Annotated in this window: 20 protein-coding genes and 3 pseudogenes; 11 read left to right on the forward strand and 12 right to left on the reverse strand. The window is 67.1% G+C overall.

The genetic code is table 11. From position 1 onward, the window contains the following. Positions 1 to 93 precede the first annotated feature (93 nt). The 4 genes and pseudogenes from IG78_RS50805 to IG78_RS0139215 all read right to left on the reverse strand — a co-directional run. Positions 94 to 276 (reverse strand): annotated as a pseudogene (locus tag IG78_RS50805) (transposase); the annotation flags it as partial. A 39-nt stretch (positions 277 to 315) separates the two neighbouring features. After that, positions 316 to 1,002, reverse strand: a complete 687-nt coding sequence (locus IG78_RS0139205; protein ID WP_030573903.1) for a siderophore-interacting protein — start codon at positions 1,000 to 1,002, stop codon at positions 316 to 318. Positions 1,003 to 1,065: 63 nt separating this feature from the next. Then, positions 1,066 to 1,281: a hypothetical protein gene (locus IG78_RS0139210; RefSeq protein WP_030573905.1), complete on the reverse strand. Its 216-nt coding sequence runs from the start codon at positions 1,279 to 1,281 to the stop codon at positions 1,066 to 1,068. Between the two features lie 179 nt (positions 1,282 to 1,460). Beyond that, entirely contained in the window at positions 1,461 to 1,820 is a 360-nt protein-coding gene (locus IG78_RS0139215) for a darcynin family protein (protein WP_030573908.1), read from the reverse strand. Between the two features lie 245 nt (positions 1,821 to 2,065). Here IG78_RS0139215 and IG78_RS0139220 point away from each other — a divergent pair, with 245 nt between their 5' ends. Beyond that, on the forward strand, positions 2,066 to 2,638 hold the full coding sequence (locus IG78_RS0139220) for a TetR/AcrR family transcriptional regulator (protein WP_030573911.1): 573 nt from the start codon (positions 2,066 to 2,068) through the stop codon (positions 2,636 to 2,638). Positions 2,639 to 3,001: 363 nt separating this feature from the next. Here IG78_RS0139220 and IG78_RS0139225 read toward each other — a convergent pair whose 3' ends face one another. Further along, on the reverse strand, positions 3,002 to 4,231 hold the full coding sequence (locus tag IG78_RS0139225) for an IS701 family transposase (protein ID WP_078965930.1): 1,230 nt from the start codon (positions 4,229 to 4,231) through the stop codon (positions 3,002 to 3,004). Between the two features lie 92 nt (positions 4,232 to 4,323). Here IG78_RS0139225 and IG78_RS49830 point away from each other — a divergent pair, with 92 nt between their 5' ends. The 3 genes from IG78_RS49830 to IG78_RS0139240 are packed head-to-tail and all read left to right on the forward strand — an operon-like array spanning position 4,324 to position 7,953. Continuing rightward, the gene (locus IG78_RS49830; RefSeq protein ID WP_030573917.1) at positions 4,324 to 5,043 is read left to right on the forward strand and encodes a hypothetical protein; all 720 of its coding nucleotides are present in this window, start codon (positions 4,324 to 4,326) and stop codon (positions 5,041 to 5,043) included. Then, positions 5,009 to 5,995: an SNF2-related protein gene (locus tag IG78_RS0139235; protein WP_030573920.1), complete on the forward strand. Its 987-nt coding sequence runs from the start codon at positions 5,009 to 5,011 to the stop codon at positions 5,993 to 5,995. The genes IG78_RS49830 and IG78_RS0139235 overlap by 35 nt, the downstream gene beginning before the upstream one ends. Before the next feature lie 35 nt (positions 5,996 to 6,030). Then, positions 6,031 to 7,953, forward strand: coding sequence for an SNF2-related protein (locus IG78_RS0139240; RefSeq protein ID WP_430739068.1), 1,923 nt, complete (start codon positions 6,031 to 6,033; stop codon positions 7,951 to 7,953). A 601-nt stretch (positions 7,954 to 8,554) separates the two neighbouring features. Here IG78_RS0139240 and IG78_RS0139250 read toward each other — a convergent pair. Further along, positions 8,555 to 9,049 (reverse strand): hypothetical protein, encoded by a 495-nt coding sequence (locus IG78_RS0139250; protein ID WP_030573928.1) that lies wholly within the window; start codon positions 9,047 to 9,049, stop codon positions 8,555 to 8,557. 676 nt (positions 9,050 to 9,725) lie between these two features. Here IG78_RS0139250 and IG78_RS0139255 point away from each other — a divergent pair. Further along, entirely contained in the window at positions 9,726 to 10,517 is a 792-nt protein-coding gene (locus IG78_RS0139255) for a DUF2637 domain-containing protein (RefSeq protein ID WP_051853491.1), read from the forward strand. A gap of 708 nt (positions 10,518 to 11,225) precedes the next feature. Here the strand turns inward: IG78_RS0139255 and IG78_RS52930 are convergent. Next, complete coding sequence (locus IG78_RS52930; RefSeq protein WP_404827839.1) at positions 11,226 to 11,549, reverse strand: DUF6924 domain-containing protein; 324 nt, start codon at positions 11,547 to 11,549, stop codon at positions 11,226 to 11,228. Further along, entirely contained in the window at positions 11,491 to 11,922 is a 432-nt protein-coding gene (locus IG78_RS44630; RefSeq protein WP_157856028.1) for a DUF6924 domain-containing protein, read from the reverse strand. Before IG78_RS44630 ends, IG78_RS52930 begins: the two co-directional genes overlap by 59 nt. 240 nt (positions 11,923 to 12,162) lie before the next feature. On the opposite strand from IG78_RS44630, the gene IG78_RS0139265 reads away from it, so the two are divergent. Together IG78_RS0139265 and IG78_RS52935 are read left to right on the forward strand one after the other, a co-directional pair. Next, on the forward strand, positions 12,163 to 12,339 hold the full coding sequence (locus IG78_RS0139265; RefSeq protein ID WP_169749747.1) for a hypothetical protein: 177 nt from the start codon (positions 12,163 to 12,165) through the stop codon (positions 12,337 to 12,339). 367 nt (positions 12,340 to 12,706) lie between these two features. Further along, the gene (locus IG78_RS52935; protein ID WP_078965931.1) at positions 12,707 to 13,201 is read left to right on the forward strand and encodes an RICIN domain-containing protein; all 495 of its coding nucleotides are present in this window, start codon (positions 12,707 to 12,709) and stop codon (positions 13,199 to 13,201) included. A gap of 102 nt (positions 13,202 to 13,303) precedes the next feature. Here the strand turns inward: IG78_RS52935 and IG78_RS0139270 are convergent, their stop codons facing one another. From IG78_RS0139270 to IG78_RS52325, 3 genes are all read right to left on the reverse strand, one after another. Further along, entirely contained in the window at positions 13,304 to 13,555 is a 252-nt protein-coding gene (locus IG78_RS0139270) for a hypothetical protein (protein ID WP_211267720.1), read from the reverse strand. 764 nt (positions 13,556 to 14,319) lie between these two features. Further along, positions 14,320 to 14,661: a histone-like nucleoid-structuring protein Lsr2 gene (locus IG78_RS0139275; RefSeq protein WP_030573937.1), complete on the reverse strand. Its 342-nt coding sequence runs from the start codon at positions 14,659 to 14,661 to the stop codon at positions 14,320 to 14,322. A gap of 44 nt (positions 14,662 to 14,705) precedes the next feature. Beyond that, the gene (locus tag IG78_RS52325) at positions 14,706 to 14,828 is read right to left on the reverse strand and encodes a hypothetical protein (RefSeq protein ID WP_263972757.1); all 123 of its coding nucleotides are present in this window, start codon (positions 14,826 to 14,828) and stop codon (positions 14,706 to 14,708) included. 706 nt (positions 14,829 to 15,534) lie between these two features. On the opposite strand from IG78_RS52325, the pseudogene IG78_RS48825 reads away from it, so the two are divergent. Next, positions 15,535 to 15,618: pseudogene (locus IG78_RS48825) on the forward strand (IS5/IS1182 family transposase); the annotation flags it as partial. 18 nt (positions 15,619 to 15,636) lie between these two features. Here the strand turns inward: IG78_RS48825 and IG78_RS0139290 are convergent. Beyond that, the gene (locus IG78_RS0139290; protein WP_030573947.1) at positions 15,637 to 16,293 is read right to left on the reverse strand and encodes a hypothetical protein; all 657 of its coding nucleotides are present in this window, start codon (positions 16,291 to 16,293) and stop codon (positions 15,637 to 15,639) included. 407 nt (positions 16,294 to 16,700) lie between these two features. Between IG78_RS0139290 and IG78_RS48835 the strand changes: the two genes are divergently transcribed. From IG78_RS48835 to IG78_RS50810, 3 genes and pseudogenes are all read left to right on the forward strand, one after another. After that, positions 16,701 to 17,090 (forward strand): hypothetical protein, encoded by a 390-nt coding sequence (locus IG78_RS48835; protein ID WP_030573950.1) that lies wholly within the window; start codon positions 16,701 to 16,703, stop codon positions 17,088 to 17,090. After that, positions 17,087 to 18,286, forward strand: a complete 1,200-nt coding sequence (locus tag IG78_RS43405) for a hypothetical protein (protein WP_051853495.1) — start codon at positions 17,087 to 17,089, stop codon at positions 18,284 to 18,286. The genes IG78_RS48835 and IG78_RS43405 overlap by 4 nt, the downstream gene beginning before the upstream one ends. Next, positions 18,286 to 18,681, forward strand: a pseudogene (locus tag IG78_RS50810) (site-specific integrase); the annotation flags it as partial. The gene IG78_RS43405 and the pseudogene IG78_RS50810, both read left to right, overlap by 1 nt.

Below are 18,681 nucleotides of genomic sequence, written 5' to 3' on the forward strand. Positions count from 1 at the left end.
CTTTGGCTTTCACCACCAGGTAAGTCAGGTGACCCAAGAACCTCCTCCGAATTCATCCCGGATAATCCGGGGATACAACAAAGCGCCTCACGGCGCACGACGTGCGTAGACCGTCTTCCACGGGCCGAACCGTTCGGGCAGGTCGCGCCACTGAACGCCGGTCCGCACCCGGTGCAGAACTCCGTCGATCACCTGCCGGTGATTCCGCCACCTGCCACAACGCCTGTTACTGACCGGCAGGAACGGTCGCAGCCGTTCCCACTCGGCATCCGTCAGATCCCCCCGGGTGGCGGACGGGGGAGCATGCCCCGGCCGTCATTCCATGCCTTTCTTGCCTGGCGTCCAGAAGGGTTTGGTCAGGACTGCGCGCCGGTCCCAGCCCGCTTCCTGGACGAGCACCCGCCGCACTGCTTGCACGTCCCGTGCCTCTCCGGCGACATATGCGATCCCTCCGGGTTCGGGAGCGATTCGTCGTACCGCGTCTGGCAGTGACGTCTCGCCCCGGAGTACCCAGTCGAGCCGGTCGCCGCTTGCCAGGGGTAGGCGATCCGCGGCTGTCGCCGTCTCGACGCACCCGGAGACGACGGCTTCCCCGGGAAGTGCCGCGAGCATCGCACCGAACGCGACTGAGGCCGTCTCGTCGCCGACGAAGAGGTGGCTGGCGGCATCGGGGTGCAGCGTGAAAGTGCCCTCGGGGCGCCGCAGGCGCACCTGTTCGCCCGGTGCGACGGTGCGGCCCCATCGGGCGCCCGGTCCGCCCGCTGCGTGGTCCAGTACGCACAACTCGACGGCGCCGGACGGGTCGTAGTGCCAGATCGAGTATGTACGGAGAGTGAGTCCACCGACCAGGACACGTACCTGCTGGCCTGGCTGGACCTCCAGACCGGCCAGTTGTTCGCCGGCGATGCGCAGCCGACGTATGCGGGCGGTGAGCTGCTCGGCCTCGGTGACGGTGCCGCGTACGGTCAGAAGATTGAGGACGGGGTTCAGAACGGAGGGCATGAGGGGCTCCTCAAGGGGGCGGGTTGTCGTACTCAGCGGGAGGCGAAACGGGATAGTGCGCGTTCACGAGAGTGCGTGCCGGGCGGCGCCTCCGTAACCGGAGACCACGGCCAGCGTCACCGCCGACAGAGTGACCGGCGCAAGGCCGGAGGTCAGGCCGGTGCGGGCGGACAAGATGATGTTGGCGGCCACAATGACCAGGGCGGTGCCGGTATCCCGGGCTGTGACGCCGAGACCGGAGTCCAGACCCGCCTGGTGCGGCGAGAGCGAGGCCGCCACGCCGTAGGTGAGTGCCGGACCGGTGCCGACCGAGACGGCCTGGAGTCAGTAGGCGTGCTTCCAGTACGAGGGCGCGCGCTTCCGCGGGTGCCCTTGTGCCGCCGCGGAAGCTGAGTGGCCAGTGCCGAATGACGGTTCGTCGGACGGTCACCTACTGCGCCGCACCGGTAGGCGGATACTTAGGCGTTGACGGTCGCCAGAATGCCGGGGTCGTAGTGCTTGGCATATGCGTTCTCTACACCCACAAGAATTTCGACGACCTCGAAGTAGTGGTCCCAGAACGGCGTCTCGCGCAACGCCTCGACGACCAACTGGAAGGACTCGTGATCGCGTGCCTCCCAGACCCAGATGTCGGTGACGCGGGCCGTGTAGAACTCGGTGTCGAAGTAGCGCCAACGTACGTCCTGGGCCTTGTCCTTGACGGCGGGCAGAACGCTCTCCTGGAAGGCGGCGACGCGCTCCGGCACGGACAGCTCCAACCAGGCTCGATTGGTCTTAAGGAGAATGAACGCTGTTACGGCGGGCTCGAAGTCGGACATGCAGCAACTCCTCGCAGGGTGCTGGACGGTGGTCACGATGAGCCTCGACCAGGCTGGGAAGGTCGGATGCCAGTCGGGAAGCTCGCGCGCGCCGGTTCCCGTTGCCCCTGCGACGAGGGGCGGGCGTGACTTCCCCCAACCGGTTTCGGTTCACTGTGTACCGAAACGATAGGAGTATCGATGCATGGTGTCTAGTTATCCGGCGAGGCGATGATCCAGTCGGGCAGTCTCGCTACCATGGCGGGATGATCGAGACGAAGCGCCGCGGTGGCCGACCCCGCAGCGAGCAGGCACGCCAGGCCGTCCTGTGTGCCGTCGACGATCTGCTGCTCGAGGTCGGCTACGCGGCGATGTCCATGAAGGGCATCGCTATGCGGGCGGGCGTCGGGCGGCAGACGGTCTACCGCTGGTGGTCGACGAAGGCGGAGGTCCTCTTCGAGGCGTGTGTGGACGACGCCGAGGAGGAGCTCGCCGTCGCGCCGTCGCCTACCCGGCTCGCCGAGGTCACGTCCTACCTCGACGGACTGATGCGCTTCCTCGCCTACTCACCGGCTGGAGCCGGCTACCGCGCCCTGCTCGCCGCCGCGCAGCACGATCCGGCAGTGAAACAGCTGATCGCAACCAAGGACGTTCTCGGCGACAGCGCGAGGGCTGTCCTGCATCGCATCGACCCGGGCCGGCCGACCGGCGACCACGCAATCGACCGGCTGATCGGACCCACCTTCTTCTGGATCATGAGCGGGCGCGACCCGGCGCAGCTTGACATCCACGAGCTGGCGCGAAGCTTCCTCCATGGTTTCGGGTCTGAGGAATCCTAAAGGCGAGCCCGGCTTGTCACTCTCGGCCACATGCCGACGGCTGTCATCGGTGTTTCGTAGTAGACCGTCTTCCACGGGCCGAACCGTTCGGGCAGGTCACGCCCCCTGAAGGCCGGTCCGCACCCGGTGCAGAATCCCGTCGATCACTCGATCACCTGCCGGTGATTCCGCCACCTGCCACAACGCCTGTTACTGACCGGCAGGAACGGTCGCAGCCGTTCCCACTCGGCATCCGTCAGATCCCCCTAGTAGTGCTTCGTTAGGTTCTGGGTCTGCTGGTGGCAAGGGGTCGGCCGCAGGTGGTGCAGGTGCCGGTCCAGCACCGCAGCATGTCCTGAAGGGTGTCCAGGACCTGGTAGAGGCTCAGGCCGGCATGTGGGCTTTTGGGTCGTAGCGCCGCAGAGTGAGGAAGGCCTGGGCGGCGGTGACGAGGGTGACGTGGTGGTGCCAGCCGCGCCAGGTGCGGCCCTCGAAGTGGTCCAGGCCCAGGCAATGTTTGAGTTCGCGGTAGCCGTGCTCGATCCGCCAGCGCATCTTCGCCCACCGCACCAGATAGGCGATGGGGGTGGTGGGCGGCAGGTTCGTCATCCAGTAGCCGGTCGGCTCAGCGGCATGTTCGGGCTGTTCGACCAGCAAGGTCCGCTCCGGCAGCACGCCGTCCCATCTGCTGCGTCCACCGGCCTGTTCCTGCGCGGTGCGGCGCGCTTCCTTGCCTGACGGCCGCACTTGGAGCGCGGCGAAACGTGAGGTCATCGCGCCCTTGCTGCCCTGACGCCAGACAACGTCGCGGAACGGCGCACTGCCCTCGACGAAAGTGTGCAGGGGCCGGGGCGCCTGGCGACAGCGCCGCAGTGTGCGCGGCCCGAGCCCGCCATAGTGGGGTTGCCACGGCCTGGCATCGGCAGGCCGTGCGATCTCTTTGGGGTCCAGGGCCATGACGTAGGACCAGCCACGCTCTTCCAGCACGAGCCTGAAAGAGACGCTGCGGCCATAGCCGGCATCGGCCACGATGACCGGCACCGTCCCCAGCCACTTGGCCAGCCGGTCCAGCAGGCCCACGGCCAGGTGGGTTTTGGGCACGTGGCCGATGTCGTCGGGCACCCCGGCCCGGTGCCTGCGCTGGTGACCGGCCGCCCATTCTTCGGGGAGGAACAAGTCCCATTCCAGCGGGCAGGACGCGGTGTCGGTGGCTGCGTGCACGCTGACCGCGACCTGGCAGTTGGCGCGTTTGCCCAATGCTCCGCAGTACTGCCGGGCCACTCCCACCGACGCCCGCCCGCACTTGGGAAACGACACATCGTCGACCACCCACACTTCCGGCCGGATCACCCGGCAGAGTCTCTCGGCGATCCGTCGGCGCACCGGTGTCCAGTCCCACGGGGAGCGGCTGACGAACTGCTGCCGGGCCTGCATATCGCCGTCCGGCAGCCGTTCGGCCATCGGCTGGATCGACTTGCGCCGGCCCTCCAGCATCAGCCCCCGCAGATAGCACTCGCCCTTGGCCCGCTGATCCTTGCGCGGCACCGAGGCGAACACGTCGGCCACGAACAACCCCAACGCGGCCCGCGGCCGGTCTACTTCATGCGCGTCCACACATCCAACATGCTCCTGATCAGCACCAACGGAAAGACCTAACGAAGCACTACTAGGAACTGTCCGAGCAGCTCCTGGACGCGGCCCTGGAGGTGACGGGCCGGCTCGGCTCCAAGCAGCAGGCCGCCATCGACAACCTCGGCAACGGCGTAATGACCGAAGCCGACCTGCAGGTCCTGCTCGGCTGGAACGCCACAAAGGCCCCGGCCGCACTACGCAAGTCACTGGCCGAAGTACAGGCGCTGCGCGATGAGTTGCGCGACGCCGGAAAGCTCAAGGTGTGGGCACGGGTCCCGCCGCCGCAGGGCGGCTTCGCCGACGACCCCCACGCCCCTCTCGTATACGCGCTCGAGGACTACGACGAGGAAACCGGCACCGCCCGCAAGTCCGAGATCTTCACCCAGCGCGTCGCCACCCCGCGCACCCTGCCCGAGCGGGCCGAGACGCCCGAAGAGGCCGCCGCGATCAGCCTCGACCTGCACGGGAAGATCCGCCTCGACGTCGTCGCCCGGCTGCTCGACCTGGAGGGCGAGGCAGCCGCGTGGGACGCACTGTTCGGTGTGGGGTTCGAAGAACCCCACACCGGGCGCCTGCTGCCAGCCGCTGAGTACCTGTCGGGCAACGTCCGCCTCAAGCTCACCCAGGCCCAGGACGCAGCCGCCGTCGATCAGCGGTTCGTGGCGAACGTCGCGGCGCTCACCGAGGTACAGCCCGAGGACGTGCCGCCGGGGGAGATCCGCGTCAAGCTCGGCGCGCCCTGGGTGGACGTCTCCCTACGTGCAGGAGTTCCTGCGCGGGCTGCTGCACGATGAGTCGATCAAGGTGGAGCGGGCCGCCGGTTCCACGTGGCCGGTTGACTGCAACACCGAGCAGAACGTGATGATGACCACGGTCTGGGGCACCCAGGAGATGAACGCGGTCCAGATCGTCCGCGCCCTGCTCAACCAGCGGCCGATCCGGATCAGCTTCTCCTCTCCTGAGGAGGCCACCGCCGCGCAGAAGGCCCAGCTCCGGACCGAGGCGATGACCGCGACGACCATCGCCAACAAGTACGCGGAAAAGATCAACGAGGAGTTCCGCCACTGGCTATGGAAGGACGAGGGGCGCGCCGAGCACCTCGCCATTCTCTGCAACACCCGCTTCAACAGCTTCGTCCTGCGCAACTACGACGACGCCCCGGAGCTGTCCCTCCCGGGTCTGTCCACCGAGTTCACTCCCCGCTCGCACCAGCAGTCCAACGAGCCCAGTGCGCTGCTCGCCCACGAGGTCGGCGCCGGCAAGACGCTCGAGATGTCCATGGGCGCCATGGAACTGGGCCGCCTCGGCCTTGCACGCAAGCCGGCGGTCGTCGTGCCCAACCACATGGCCGAGCAGTGGACGCAGGAGTTCCTGCAGGCCTACCCCGGTGCGAAGGTTCTGACCACCTCCACCAAGGACTTGTCCACCCGACGCAAGCGCAAGCGACTCGCGGCCAAGGCCGCCACCGGCGACTGGGACGCGATCATCATGACGTACGGCGTCATGAAGACGATCCCGCTCTCCGCGGCTGAGCACGAGAACTACATCGCCAACCAGCTTGCCAATTTCGAACGCGACCTTCAGCGGCGCCGCGCCGCGATCATCGCCAAGGGCGAAGACCCTGAGAGAGCGCGGGCCGGGCAGCGCCGTGCCTCGGTCGGGTGGGCGACAGGCGTTCGGGCCCGACGCAGTGCGGCGCGGCGCTACTCTCGGCAGGCACAACCCGGTGGCCGTCCAGGGGCGTAGGGAGGGGACTACTCGTGGGGTCCGGTGCGTCGGCGATGACAGCGGCGGACGGCGGGGCGGCTGCAGCCGCATCCACAAGTCCTGCGGCACAGTCGGGAGAACTTGCCGCCTGCGCCGCGGTGTTCATCCCCTCGGACCCCCCGCGCACAGGCCAGGTCGCGTTCTGGCGCCCCGACGGCCTGCCGGTCCCGGCAGCCACCGACCGGCTGACGGTGGTGCGCCCCCACGGGGTGTCGGTCCGCCGCCGGGCGGTCGAGGCCCGCCTGATGCCAGTGAAGGACGCACTCGCCCTTCTCCTCGATGCCCGGCGCACGCCGGGAGCCGACCCGGCGTCCGCCTTCTGGGGCGCGGCCGCCGTCGTGGCCCTGCAGATGATCGGCCGGGGGCGACTCCTGCCCGGCGTCAGCCCCGGCGGTTTCGACGCCTGGCGGATCGGTCCACTGGACCGCGACGACGTGGTGCACGTACAGGAGCTGGCAGCCGCCATCCCCCGCGAGGCCCGCGCCGAACCACTGCCCGGCAACGGCCCGCTGGAGTTGCCTCAGGCAGAGCCGCTGGTGAGGGCCTTTATGAATGCCGTCGCCGATGCACTGGCACGCACGCCCGCCGGCACGCTGGCCGTGGGGGAGGAGACCTGGGCCGCACACGCGCCCCGCACGGTGACCGGGCCGCCGCTGGAGTGGGCCCAGGACCTCGCCACCGGGCTTGTCGCTGGTTTCGGCATCTCCCTGCGCATCGAGCTTCCTCGCCCCGACCTGACGACCGGCGGCTGGACCACGGCGTTCGCCGAGGAGCGGCTGACGGCGGTCGTTCAACTGCATCACCTGGCCGACGGCTCCCTCGCCGACGCGGAAGACATCTGGTCCGGCCGGGCCACCGAGTGCCTGTCCGCCCCCGACGTACGGGCCCAGGCACTCCTGGTGCTGCGCCGGGCCGCTCGCGCCTGGCCTCCGCTGGGCCGGCTGCTGGACATGGCCGCCCCGACCGCCCTGGACCTGTCCGACGACGAGGTCAGTGACCTGCTCGGCGACGCGGCACAGACCTTGGCGGCCGCGGGCATCCCCGTCCACTGGCCCAAGGAACTGGCCAAAGAACTCCTTGCCCGCGCCGTTGTCGAACCGGCCGAGAAAATGTCATCGGACCTTCCGTCGCTGCTGTCGGCCGAAGCGCTGCTGTCCTTCCGCTGGCAGTTCACCCTCGGCGGCCGGGAGCTCGATCAAACCGAACTCGACCGGATCGCCCAGGCCACCCGCCCCCTGGTACGGCTCCGCGACCATTGGGTGGTGATCGACCCGCGCCTCCTGGCCCGCGTCCGCGACCGAGAACCCCGCGAACTCACCCCCCTCGAAGCCCTCGGCGCCGTGCTGGTCGGCAGCGCGGACATCGCGGGCGAGCGCGTGCCCGTGACAGCACGAGGCTGGCTCGCCGACCTCACCGACCGCCTCGCGGACCCCGAGGCGACCGCCCGCCGCACCCCGCTCCCTGCCCCGGCGGCGCTGGCCGCGACCTTGCGCGACTACCAGGTGCGCGGTCTGACCTGGCTCAACCAGATGACGTCGCTCGGACTCGGCGGCTGCCTCGCCGACGACATGGGCCTCGGCAAGACGATCACCCTCATCGCCCTGCACCTGCACCGAGCGAGCACTGCGGGCCTGGCGGGGCCGACTCTTGTGGTCTGCCCCACCTCGCTGATGGGTAACTGGCAACGGGAGATCGAACGGTTCGCGCCCGGCACCACGGTGCGCCGCTACCACGGCACCAAACGCAGCCTCGACAACCTCGAAACGGACACCGGCTTCGTCCTGACCACCTACGCCACCCTGCGCCTACGACAGGCCGAACTCGCCGCCCCCATCTGGGGCATGGTGGTGGCCGACGAGGCCCAGCACGTCAAGAACCCGTCGGTGGTGGCCTTGGTCTTGGCGACCCGCACCCACAGCCCGGGCGCGGGCCCATAGGGACCGGGCGCAGGCCGGCGTTGGGCAGGTCGGCGACCTCGATGCCGGCTGCTACGAACGGTCCGGTGGTGTCCGAAGGGTGCTCCTGTGGCGACGGACGAGCGGTGACGGCGCGGACCCGAAAGAGGTGGTCAACGCGTCCGCGGAGGCGAACATGCGTACGCGCGCCGGGCCAGGAGCAGCGAGTTGCTACGGATTGAGGCAGGCACGACCTGGGGACACCCTCGGGAGGAATCTCCTCGGGCCGCCGTTCGGAAACCGGATACGCTTTCGCAGCCAGCCTGAGCGCCGGCCTTCAACCGGGCATGGCCCGTGACGAACCAGGGGGACCAGATGACCACCGAGATTTCACGCACAGCAGGACCCGGGCCCGTTGGCGCCCCCGGCAAGCCCATCGTCTACTTCAGCGACGAAGCCTCCGCCGTGATGAGGCCCCTGCCCGGCCCAGCCCGGCGCCTGCAGTCGCCCTTGGAGACACTGACTTGGCAGGAGCCTCCAGTTCTGGAAGTCGGGGACGACGAACCGCAGTAACCGAACTGGGTGGGAAGCAGACGTCGGTTCTCACCAAGGGCTGAGGACAGGCCGCGCTACGCGTGCCTGTTCAGCAGGTCGCAGATCTCCTGCCCGGCGGTGTGGCCTGTGTCGCAGAGGATCTGCGCTGCCTCCGTGATCCCCGCCAGTACCGGAGCATCAGCTTGCGACTCTCGTCGCAGGCCTTGCGGACCGACGACTCATCCGCCGCGAGCTGCTCCATGGCTGCGAAGTCGTAGCGTGCGTCGCTCCGGGCCGCGAGGCTGCGCTCCGGGGTCCACAAGCGCATTTCCCCCATCCACTGCTCCTGGGCCAGGAGACCACCGTGGCGGAAGATGAGCTGGGTGTGCTGGGCGGTGTGACCAGGTACCCAGGAGATGTCGGTGAAGGCATCCGTCGCCGCGCCCGGTGTAATCGTGAGTTCGCAAGCATCGACGGGGCAGTTGCCTGTGGCCAGACCCGTAGCGGCGTGCCCGATCACGTGGATCGCGGTATAGCGGCGGTACTGGTGATCGGTGAACCTCCAGGTCTCGCCGATCGTCTGCTGACGTCCCCCTTCAATCATGGTTCACATACTCGCTTTCCCGTGTGACCCGGCGCATCATGATCGGTGTAACGGGGGGGTGTGCTCGCTCACGGTCTCGCGGCGAACGGAGGGTCGGCAAGCACACACAATCAAGGTAGTAACCAGGGGAAATCAGAAACCGGCGTCGCCAACTTGTGCTGGTGCTGGTGCTGGTGCTGGTGCTGCCAGGATTGTCATCGGAAGCACTCCCGGCCCAGGCCGGAAACGACCTTGAGCGCTACGGCGGGACGGCCCGTGCCACGTCCCCCGTGACTCTGCGAGGCTTCTCGGGACTACAAAACCCGATGAATTATCATGCCTTCGGACTCGATATATGACTCAACGCGCCACCCATTTGCCGCACATCCTCCGTATGCTGGACTCGTTGGACGGAATATGTCGAAAGCAGGTACCGGAGACAGTCCGGAAGTTTCCCGTCCCGACTCAATGAGCGGCGTCGCGACTGCCGTTCGCATGGGGCTGTGGACTTACACACCGCCCGCCCGAGGAGTCGGTGCGACACTGAACGACACAGCTCGGCGGGTTGATCTGCGTCATTGCGCAGCGCTCCTGGAGGACCTGCTGGCAGAGCTGACGCGCATCGAAAGTTGTTGGACAAGCCCCGCGAACAGCCTTGAGGGACGCGGGAACCACCTGGGCGACGGCCGGCCCCGACATGCGTGAGACCCGTGGCCGGCACAGCCGTCCACAGCCCGACACCCCCGTCAGCCCTTTCATCGGCGGGCAGACAGCGACGGACCGCTTCCTGCCCCCGCTCGACCAGATGGACGTCCACTGGGATCCGACGGAAGAGCTCGCCCACCTGCTGCACACGGCCAGCAAGAACAAGAATGACGACGGCCCGCCAGCCGCGGAAGACAACAGGCAGCAGGCAACCGACACGGGCGACGGCTCGCTGGCCGGCCTGGTCGAGATCACCGCCGAACTTCCGCTTGTGCGGCCGCCGTCACGGCGCCGGCGTCGGCGCAGGCGCCGCACCCGTGCATGTTCCCGGGCGCGCACGGCCAGTAGGGCACGCGTCGCCAGCTTCTGCCTCGCCGCGCTCGCCACCCTCGTCGTGTCCGTGGTCTGCGTGTTCGGCGGCATCGTCAGTTACAACTCCCTGCGGCGTCTCGCCACCCACCACACCGCGGGCACGGCCGTCGGATGGTGGCCGCTGCTGGTCTACGGGCCTTGGACGGCTGCTTCCCTGTCCATCCTGCGCGCCGCCCTCCACCAGCGCCGGGCGGCACACTCCTGGGCAGTCGTCCTGCTGTTCTCCATCCTGACCCTATTGCTGTCCGTGGCGCAGGCGCCGCACACGGCGGCCGACGCCGCCGCAGCAGCCGTCCCCTCCCTGGCCGCACTCGCCTGCTTCCAGCAGTTCGTCCGGCAGGTCACCCTCACCCGCCCGCCCCGTCAGTCGACGCCTCGCCATCGCAAGCGCCCCCCAGGGGGCTGGACATAGGCAGGCACCCCGGCATGTACTGCCGCTACCGCAGAGTCCTGCGCCCAACAGCGCGGTGATCTCATGGGCAGCGGCCCTCTCCCCACCGGCACACTCGCTCTCGCGGCCCAGTCCCGTCCCGCTCGCCTGGCAGCCACCGCCGCCGGCACCTCCCAGCCCCGGCGAAAGAACTGTCCAACCAGTAAGCACCCGACAGTTCCGCCACTACGACATCCTTGCGCCCGGGCACTGGTTCCGTGTCTATGACTGGTCCTCCGCGACTCGCCGACGACGTTGCCGGGCACCGAGCTGCCCGACCGCGCTGTATTCGTCTCCCGCTGTCACCGCGCCCATGAGAGCGTCCGCGACATCTCACCAGAACCCCATGTCATGTGCGAAGCGGCACCGGCCTGCGCAAGCTCCACCGCTGACCGGCCGTGACCGGCCATCGAGTACGTTCCCGGGCCCTGGCGCACGGTCGTGGCCGGGAGCGGGACACTCCGGTGAGCGTCGTGACAACGCTCGCAGCGGGGGTGGCCGAGGCTCCGGCCACGGTGCACGGTGCCGGGGCACGGGGGAGACCGGTTTTCGGCCGGCACCCGCGGTATCTGAACAACACCCGGCGCGCGTTGGCCAAGTGGGAGCGGCGCAGGACGGCCCCCTTGGACGACACCGTAGAGCCCGGCACCGACATACCGGGCCGGGCGCGGCCGCCGCTGGCCGGCTCGGTTATACGAAGTCTCCGAAGTCCATGTTGGCAAGCTCCAGATGGACGGCCATCAGCCCCGCCTCGCCCAGCCGGATACGGGCCGCCTGTCCGGGGGTGTCGTACAGGTCGACGACGAAGAGAAGGCGCTCGGGGCCGGACATGGTCACGCTGTCGGCGTGCGCGACCATCGTCGGGCGCGCCGAGACGCCGGCAGGTACCAGAGCCGGTACCTGAGCAGGTCGCCGGTCCTCAAACGTCCGGTCGTCCACAATGGTGGCGATCAGGTCAGCGGTGTCGCTGAAGGTACCGTCTTGCGCGGGCTCCTCGGGCTGCTGAGGTCTCATCCAGGAAGGACACGATGGTCTTCCAGGACGTGGCGTCGCTGAAATCGGTACGCACCAGCAGGGTGTCCGCCACTGCCGGAAGCGGGGGAAAACCGGCACGTATCACCGTGGTGGGCGTGACCACCTTCGGCGGGCCGTTGTCGCCCTGGTAGAAACCGAAGCGGTCCATGCCGCGCACGAGATCATCGAAGTGCAGCGAGCTGCCTTCCAAAGCTCCCACCACCGAACCCAGCCGGCTGGCGCGGACCCGCACCCCGCGCCCGGGGATGTGGCGCAAGTCCACCAGGAGCACGCCGTCTCCGCCGTAGACGCAGGAGCTGTCCACCAGCACCGCCAACGGCGGGGCGGGTTGCTGCTGGACCAGCGTCGGCACGTTGCCGCCGCACGCCACTCCCGATACTGCCAGCCACCACTGACAGCAGCGTGGCGACGAAGCGGCCTACCCAGCCAAAGGCCGGTCCCAGACTGGATGTCGCAGAGCCAGACTCTCGCGCGCCAAGCGCAACACACAACTGAAACCCCAGCAGGAACGCGGCGGGTGGCGATGGGGTCCTCTGGCAGCCGATGCTCCGTGCGGCGTGCGGCAGTGCGGGGTCGCACCCAGGACAACTGGTTGAGGCTCGGCCTCGCCCAGGCCATGGAGATGACCTGCCGCCAGATGCAGATTCCCGAGGAGATTCCCATGGTGCTGCTCGTCTCCGACGGGATTTCCGACCAGGGTGATCAGGAGAGCCCCGAGGCCCAGTGCCGCAAGCACTTCGATTCAGTTGTGAGGAATCATCATGACTGAATCCATCTCTGCTCACGCTGTCCGGCTCCACGCCGCCCTCTCCGCCGCCCTGATATCTCTGCCGATCATCTGACCTGACCTCGAATGGACGGCTCTTGCTGCGTCCGCAGCGACCCTTATTGGAACCGGTGTTGCTGCCCCGGCACGAGGACGCTAAGACTGCTACGGCGCTTGCCGCGCTGCCGAAGGATCCCAACTGAGGCTGATCAGCCGACCAGGACTTCGGTGTGTAAACCGACGATTACTAGACAGGTGATGCGTCTTCTGCAACACCGGCAGCGGGGAACGGCTGATTCCTCACTGCCCCCGCCTCGATGCCCCGGCTTAGCGTGGCACGGGAAGGCAGTCCATCGCGAAGGGGTTCTGAATGACCACGGGTAAGATAGCTGCGGCCCTAGCATCATTTGGCGTCGCTGTCAGTATCCTGGCGGCACCTCAAGCTACGGCTAGCGCGTCGGGCGGAAAATCTATACCCGATCAGATACAGCGATGGAAAAATGAGCGTAGTGGTCTGTGCTTAGTCGCGAGGGGCCCTGCGAACGAGGCACCTGCCGTAGTGAGTGACTGTGGGGATTGGCCTGATCAGAGATGGCGCGCCACTGATCGTGGCTTCCTCATCAACATGAACAGCGGGAAGTGTCTGACGGCGAGAGCAGGACAGAATGCTCGACAGACCGAATGCGGGGGTCACAGAGACCAACAGTGGGAAGCGGTATCCACTCACGCTGGCACTCAGATCCGAAACCAGCACACAGGGCTGTGCCTGCTCGCGCGGGGGACTGCGGAGAACTCGCCCGTTACTATGTACGACTGTCTGAGTCAGTACTCTGATCAGCGTTGGAAGCTCACAACCGTGGGATGAGATCAAACAACGGGACATAGCCCTGAACACACGAAACCCCCCTACCCATTCCGGGTAGGGGTTTTTCTGCGTCTTCTGTCTGAGCAAGCCTGATGCTCCTAGTTAGATCTCTATGTCATCGATCCCTTCCTTTTCGTCGATCCCAGCCGCATCGAACGCACCCCAGACAGAATCAAGGTCCTTGCGAATTTTGATGGAGCGTCGCTGTGTCGCCGCAACGACCGCAACCGTGGCACCCGGGCAGTTCTGCTCCAGAATGTCGAGGGCTTGGCTGTTGTACCCGTCTATCTCGTCGGTGTATTCAAGGACTAGCTTGGCGGCCAAACGCAGAGCCCTCAAGGTCTGTTGGTCCACAGCCATTGCTACCTTCTGTGCGCGGAACGGTCCTTGGTGCTGTGACAGCAGCACTGACCTGTGTTTCGGAGGGAAATTGGCCAGATCGGCCAAGACCCTCAGCGAAGCAAGGGCCTGTCACCTCCGCTTGCACAGAGAACCCGTGTAGGACCGCGACGGCGGTCCGGGCAGTGTTCACGGTAACGGCCAGGCGGACACTGGGGCAGCCTTGTCCCTCCGCCAACAGCTTCGAACATTCTCACCTGTCCGGTCCTAGGGGAGAGACCCGCCCCCTGTGTCTGGGGAACGGGCTTCCTGGTCCTGGTGCTCGTCGTTGAGCTGGTCACTGCTAGGCAGTCAACGACCCGTCATAGGTGTGTGCTAGCTGCCGCTACGCCGTCCACCCGGCCCAGGCCACCTCACGCACGCCTACATGCGTTTTGCTCACCTGACTCGTAGTAGGCCCAGACCTCCACGTCAGATCCCTCGGGGTGCTCAAAGATGAACCGGACGTTGCCGCCTGCTTTCAGCGCGGCAGCTCCACTTCCCGACCGCACCGGCTCCACGGCGCTGTCGGCGTCCCTGGCAAAGGCCCACCATTGACAGTCGCGCTCTATGCACGCGCCCTGCTGCCCCCCACAGGGGGACTCACAATTCCGGCGACTCCTCAGGCTCACATCCGGTTACGTTCATCCCTGCGTGAAGATGCATGCTGTTTCGTCCCAAACGAGAAGCGGCCCACCCCCGGAAGGGGCGGACCGCTCGGCTGCTTGATACGTGACGTGTCAGGCGGTGGCCTTGTCGTAGGCCTCACGGATGGTCGCGGGGACACGGCCGCGGTCGTTGATCTCGTAGCCGTTGTTCTTGGCCCACGAGCGGATCAGGGCCGTGTCACCGCCCCCGGTCGGCGCCTTGGAGCCACCCGCGCTCCGGCGCGTAGTCGTGCGGCTGCCACCCGTCTTGCGCCCAGCAGTCACGAAGGCCTCAAGGCTCTTCCGAAGCTTCTTGGCGTTCTCGTCGTTCAGGTCGATCTCGTACGTCCTGCCGTCGAGAGCAAAGATGACGGTCTCAGATGCCTCGCTGCCGTCGACATCGTCAACGAGGGTCTTGATAACGCGCTGTGCCATGGTGGCGCCTTCCTTGAATTGTGTTCGCTGATGATAGGCGGCCTTCACCGGCCACCGCGTTTCGAGAGGGCCTTGATCTGTCGATCGGCGTCCCGGTTGATCAGGATCATGGCCCGGATGAGGAGGACGGTGGCCCCCACCGCTCCTACGTAGATCCCCCAGTTCATGACAGTCCCGAGTACGGGAGTGTCACGGAGTAGGGCTGTGGCTATGAGCCAGAACATGCCGCACCCGCCCCATAAGGCCCCTGCGCGTTCCGTCGCCCTCTTGGCTTCCTGCCGGATGGCGTGCGCCTCACTGCTGAGTCTCAACTCGGATCCCCCCAAGTTTTTTTGGGGGGATCATCGCAGAATCACAGGCCTATGTCAGATGCGTTCTCCGCCTGCTTCAGCGGGTTGGTGTTGCCGTGCCTGTTGTGCTTGGCGCCCCTTCAGGATCTCGCGGACCACAGCAGGGCTCCGGCAGTCTTTGAGCGTGGCGAAGGCCACCAGCTCTCCGGTATGTACGTGGAAAACGGGGGTCCCCAAGTCTGGCGGCACTTCGACGGGGGCAGGCCCGCCGATGTCCATGAAGTACGGGGCCCCGGGCCGCCATGTCACTGACGGATCTCCTCAAGTGGTGTGAACTTCTTCGGCTTCCAGTATCCGACAACCAAGCCCGTCCGGACGTGAAACACCGTTTTGCCGTACCTGTCTATCAGCTTCTGTTCGGGCCGCCCGTGCTGCTGCTCCCGGCCCTCGACGTCGTCCGGGCAGCCTGGGGTTCGTCGTCTTCCTTCGCACTCGGTGCGGGAAGCCACCAGATAGACGTTTGCAGGGTGCGGTTCAGCAGGACTTCGTCTGTGTCGACGTCCCGCAGCTCGTACCTGCCTTCCTGCGCGACTGCCGTCTCAAAGGCGACAGCGTCCGCCACGCCATCCTCGGTGTCGCCCGCCTGCACAACCTCGCCCTTGGAGGGCAGAGGGGGCGGCCACGCTCAGGCGCACCCGCCGGTCCGGTCCGCCAGCGGACGTGGTGTGTGCCGTGGCCACCCGGTGCCCGCATGTTCTGACGCGGCTGCCCGAAACGCCTCCATCAGTGAAGACCCCGGATAGGCATCGAACACTTCGTACTTCGAGCGGTAGTAGCACGACCAGTAACTCACCACGCGTCGCTCCGTGCGTGCGAAGACCGCCGGATTCCGTACGATGAACTCGCCGTACAGCCTGCGGCGGGCTGAGCCCGGGACAGCGAGATCGGGCAGGCCCTGGCCGATCGCCTCGAGGATCTCCAGCACGTACTCGCCGGCCAACTGCACCACGAAGGGGACAGCCCAAGGCTCACCCGACCCCGTGATCCGCTCGAGATGACGTTGGCGAACCCGGCCATCACTGTGCCGGGAATACAGGCAATGCAAGATCATCCGCTGAGATGCGGTCAGCGTCCGTTCCCGGTCAGCCTCCGGCTCCTCGCTGTAGATACGCGAGGGGATAGAGACGGTCTCCCCCTGCACGTCAACCTCAAAGGGCTGCACCGGATTGAAGCGGGCATCCGGCATGACCATCAGGACGGTCTGCACATCAAGGGCAAGACGGGCCGGAAACGCTGCCATCAAGACACAGGTGACGTTCGACGAGTCCCGCAGCAGCTGCATGACACGAGGATAAACGGTGAGCTCGTCCGCCTTCAGCCGCCAGCCTAAGGGTCGCGGGACAAGCCTTACAACGGCTAGAGGGCCTGTGAAAAGCCGGTCAGCGCGCTGGTCTTGCGTGGTGCCGCACGAGGAGCATGGCCATGGTGAGGTAGATGGCGTTCTGTGAACACACGCTCAGGTACTCGTAGTCCTTCGACAGGCGGCGACACCGTCCCAGCCAGGCGATGGTCCGTTCTGCCACCCAACGTCGCGGGACCACTGCGAAGAGGGGCACGGCCGGGGGCGGTGTCCCTGCCTTCGCCCAGGTCGAGCGGAATCCTGCGTCGCGGCGCTGCACGACCTGCACGGTGATGCCGGTGGTTTCCCGGGCCCAGGCATGGAAGTCGGCACCGCGGTACCCGCAGCTGATGGCGGCCCTGGACCTGGACGACACCGTGATCGCCGAACTGATCGGCGGACAGCGGGACGTGTTCTCGGCTGCCTGCGGTGACCAGCTCTCCGGGCTGCACGGCCCGAAAAGAAAGCCCTGTCCGGCCCGCCCCTGGGTCTGCCTGCTCTGTCCGCTCGCGGTCTTCGCCCCGCGGCACGCGGCGAACCTGCTGCGGATGAAGGCTTTCTTCTCCCGGCAGTGGCAGCAGATGCCCGCGGCCCAGTTCATGGCCGTCTTCGGCCCCTATGCTGCCCGCATCCAGCAGGTGCTGGACCGGTTCGACCCCGCCGTCCTCACCACGGTAGCCGGGCAGGTTGACGATCGGGATGACGAACTTCCGCTGCGTCCTGAGGAGCTCACCGCGTGACCACCGCCGTTGCCTTCCCCTTCGACGAACGCTCCGCGGTCTTCGCCGGCGCCGATATCTGCCGCGAGGCCGGTCTCACGATGCCCGAAGGGACCGGCCGCCCGATCTTCGAGAATGACGTCTGGGACTTCACTCATGTCGTCGGGCTTCCGGTCCAAATGGGCCTGTCCATGCGGCGGTTCGACTTCACCACCATCGTGGATCCTCACTGGCGGCTGGTCGCCAAGGAACTGATGCTGGCCATGCTCGCTCCCAGGCACCCGGCGGTCGCCCCACTGCCCCGCGCCTACCGCACTGCCCTGCACCTGATCAGCTGCAGGGCACGGCTGGACGAACTCGTCCGATTCCTTGCCTGGCTGACCGCGCGAGGAGCCATCAGCCTGGAGCGGATCGATACGCAGGACTGCGAGGCGTATCTGGCCCACCGGCGCTACGTGCTCGACGAGAACGATGTCGTCGTCGGCGAGCAGAGTCACGGAACCCGGCGTTCAGCCGCGCAGGTCGTCGTCGACCTGGTCAATTACCGCGAGCTGTTCACCACCGACCGCGTCGCGGCGGACTTGCGCCCCTGGGGCGGGGCCACCGCCTCGGCGGTCGCCGAGATGCCCAGCGGCCGGACACAGAACAAGACCCCGCCAGTTGAGGACGACGTCCTCCAGCCGATGCTCGCGGCAGCCCTCTTCCTGGTCTCGACGCTCGGGCCGCATGCCGTCGAACTGGCCCGGCAGGTCCGGGAGGCCGACCGGCTCTCTTCCCGGAAGACGGAAGGGCTCCGCGTCGGTGGCTCTGCTCCAGTGGCCGAGTTCGCCGAGTTGCTGGACGAGTACAGGCGAACGTGCACAGCGTTGCCGATGCTAGCCGAGCACCACGTCGCCGACCGGCTCGCAGACGGCTGGTCTCCCAAGGACCCGCTCCTGCCGGTGGCCACAGGAGTGTTGGCCCGCCAAGTCGGGGTCAGCCAGTTCTGGGCACGGTGGATGCCCTTCCTGCGCGGCCCGTTGGAGAAGGCTGTCGCAGCGGTCGGGGTGAAGGAGGTCTTCGGCCGGGATGCCGTCGAGATCACCGCCGCGGACGCGTCTTCCCTGTTGCCCTGGACCATGCCGCTGCATCGGCTTCAGGCCGTCGCCCTGGTCGGCATCGTCCGCACCGCCGCGATCATCGTCCTGGCGACGGTCTCGGGCATGCGAGCGAGCTGATGGAACTGCGGATCGGCTGCCGAAAGACACCCGAGGAACCGGTCCCGGGCCTGCACCGCTACCGGCTCGCCAGCAAGGTCGTCAAAGGACAGCCGCTCGGTGGCACTGACGACGAGTGGGTCGTCATCGAGCCGGTCTATCGCGCCGCCGAACTCGCCGAGGACCTGCACGACGACCGAAAGGACGGAGCCCCGCTCTTCGGCCGGTTCGCCTTCACCGTCCGCTACCGGTGGTTCAAGAACTGGGTGAACTCCCCGGCCGGACAGCGGCTCGGGCTCACTGCAATCCCCGACGGCCAGGTCAACTTGAGAATGCTCAGACGGACGTTGGCCCTGGAAATGGCCTACCGTCCCGGCGGTGTGCTGGCCTCCAAGATTCACCTAAAACATGTCGCT

This window comes from Streptomyces aureocirculatus (assembly GCF_000720475.1).
Taxonomy (GTDB): domain Bacteria; phylum Actinomycetota; class Actinomycetes; order Streptomycetales; family Streptomycetaceae; genus Streptomyces; species Streptomyces aureocirculatus.

Bases quoted from the DNA above. Each gene is read 5' to 3' on its own strand.
- IG78_RS0139205 (WP_030573903.1), bottom strand. From the start codon at position 1,002: ATGCCCTCCGTTCTGAACCCCGTCCTCAATCTTCTGACCGTACGCGGC.
- IG78_RS0139215 (WP_030573908.1), bottom strand. From the start codon at position 1,820: ATGTCCGACTTCGAGCCCGCCGTAACAGCGTTCATTCTCCTTAAGACC.
- IG78_RS0139220 (WP_030573911.1), top strand. From the start codon at position 2,066: ATGATCGAGACGAAGCGCCGCGGTGGCCGACCCCGCAGCGAGCAGGCA.
- IG78_RS0139240 (WP_430739068.1), top strand. From the start codon at position 6,031: ATGACAGCGGCGGACGGCGGGGCGGCTGCAGCCGCATCCACAAGTCCT.
- IG78_RS0139250 (WP_030573928.1), bottom strand. From the start codon at position 9,049: ATGATTGAAGGGGGACGTCAGCAGACGATCGGCGAGACCTGGAGGTTC.
- IG78_RS0139255 (WP_051853491.1), top strand. From the start codon at position 9,726: ATGCGTGAGACCCGTGGCCGGCACAGCCGTCCACAGCCCGACACCCCC.
- IG78_RS52930 (WP_404827839.1), bottom strand. From the start codon at position 11,549: ATGAGACCTCAGCAGCCCGAGGAGCCCGCGCAAGACGGTACCTTCAGC.
- IG78_RS52935 (WP_078965931.1), top strand. From the start codon at position 12,707: ATGACCACGGGTAAGATAGCTGCGGCCCTAGCATCATTTGGCGTCGCT.
- IG78_RS0139275 (WP_030573937.1), bottom strand. From the start codon at position 14,661: ATGGCACAGCGCGTTATCAAGACCCTCGTTGACGATGTCGACGGCAGC.
- IG78_RS52325 (WP_263972757.1), bottom strand. From the start codon at position 14,828: ATGAACTGGGGGATCTACGTAGGAGCGGTGGGGGCCACCGTCCTCCTC.
- IG78_RS0139290 (WP_030573947.1), bottom strand. From the start codon at position 16,293: ATGCAGCTGCTGCGGGACTCGTCGAACGTCACCTGTGTCTTGATGGCA.
- IG78_RS48835 (WP_030573950.1), top strand. From the start codon at position 16,701: ATGGCGGCCCTGGACCTGGACGACACCGTGATCGCCGAACTGATCGGC.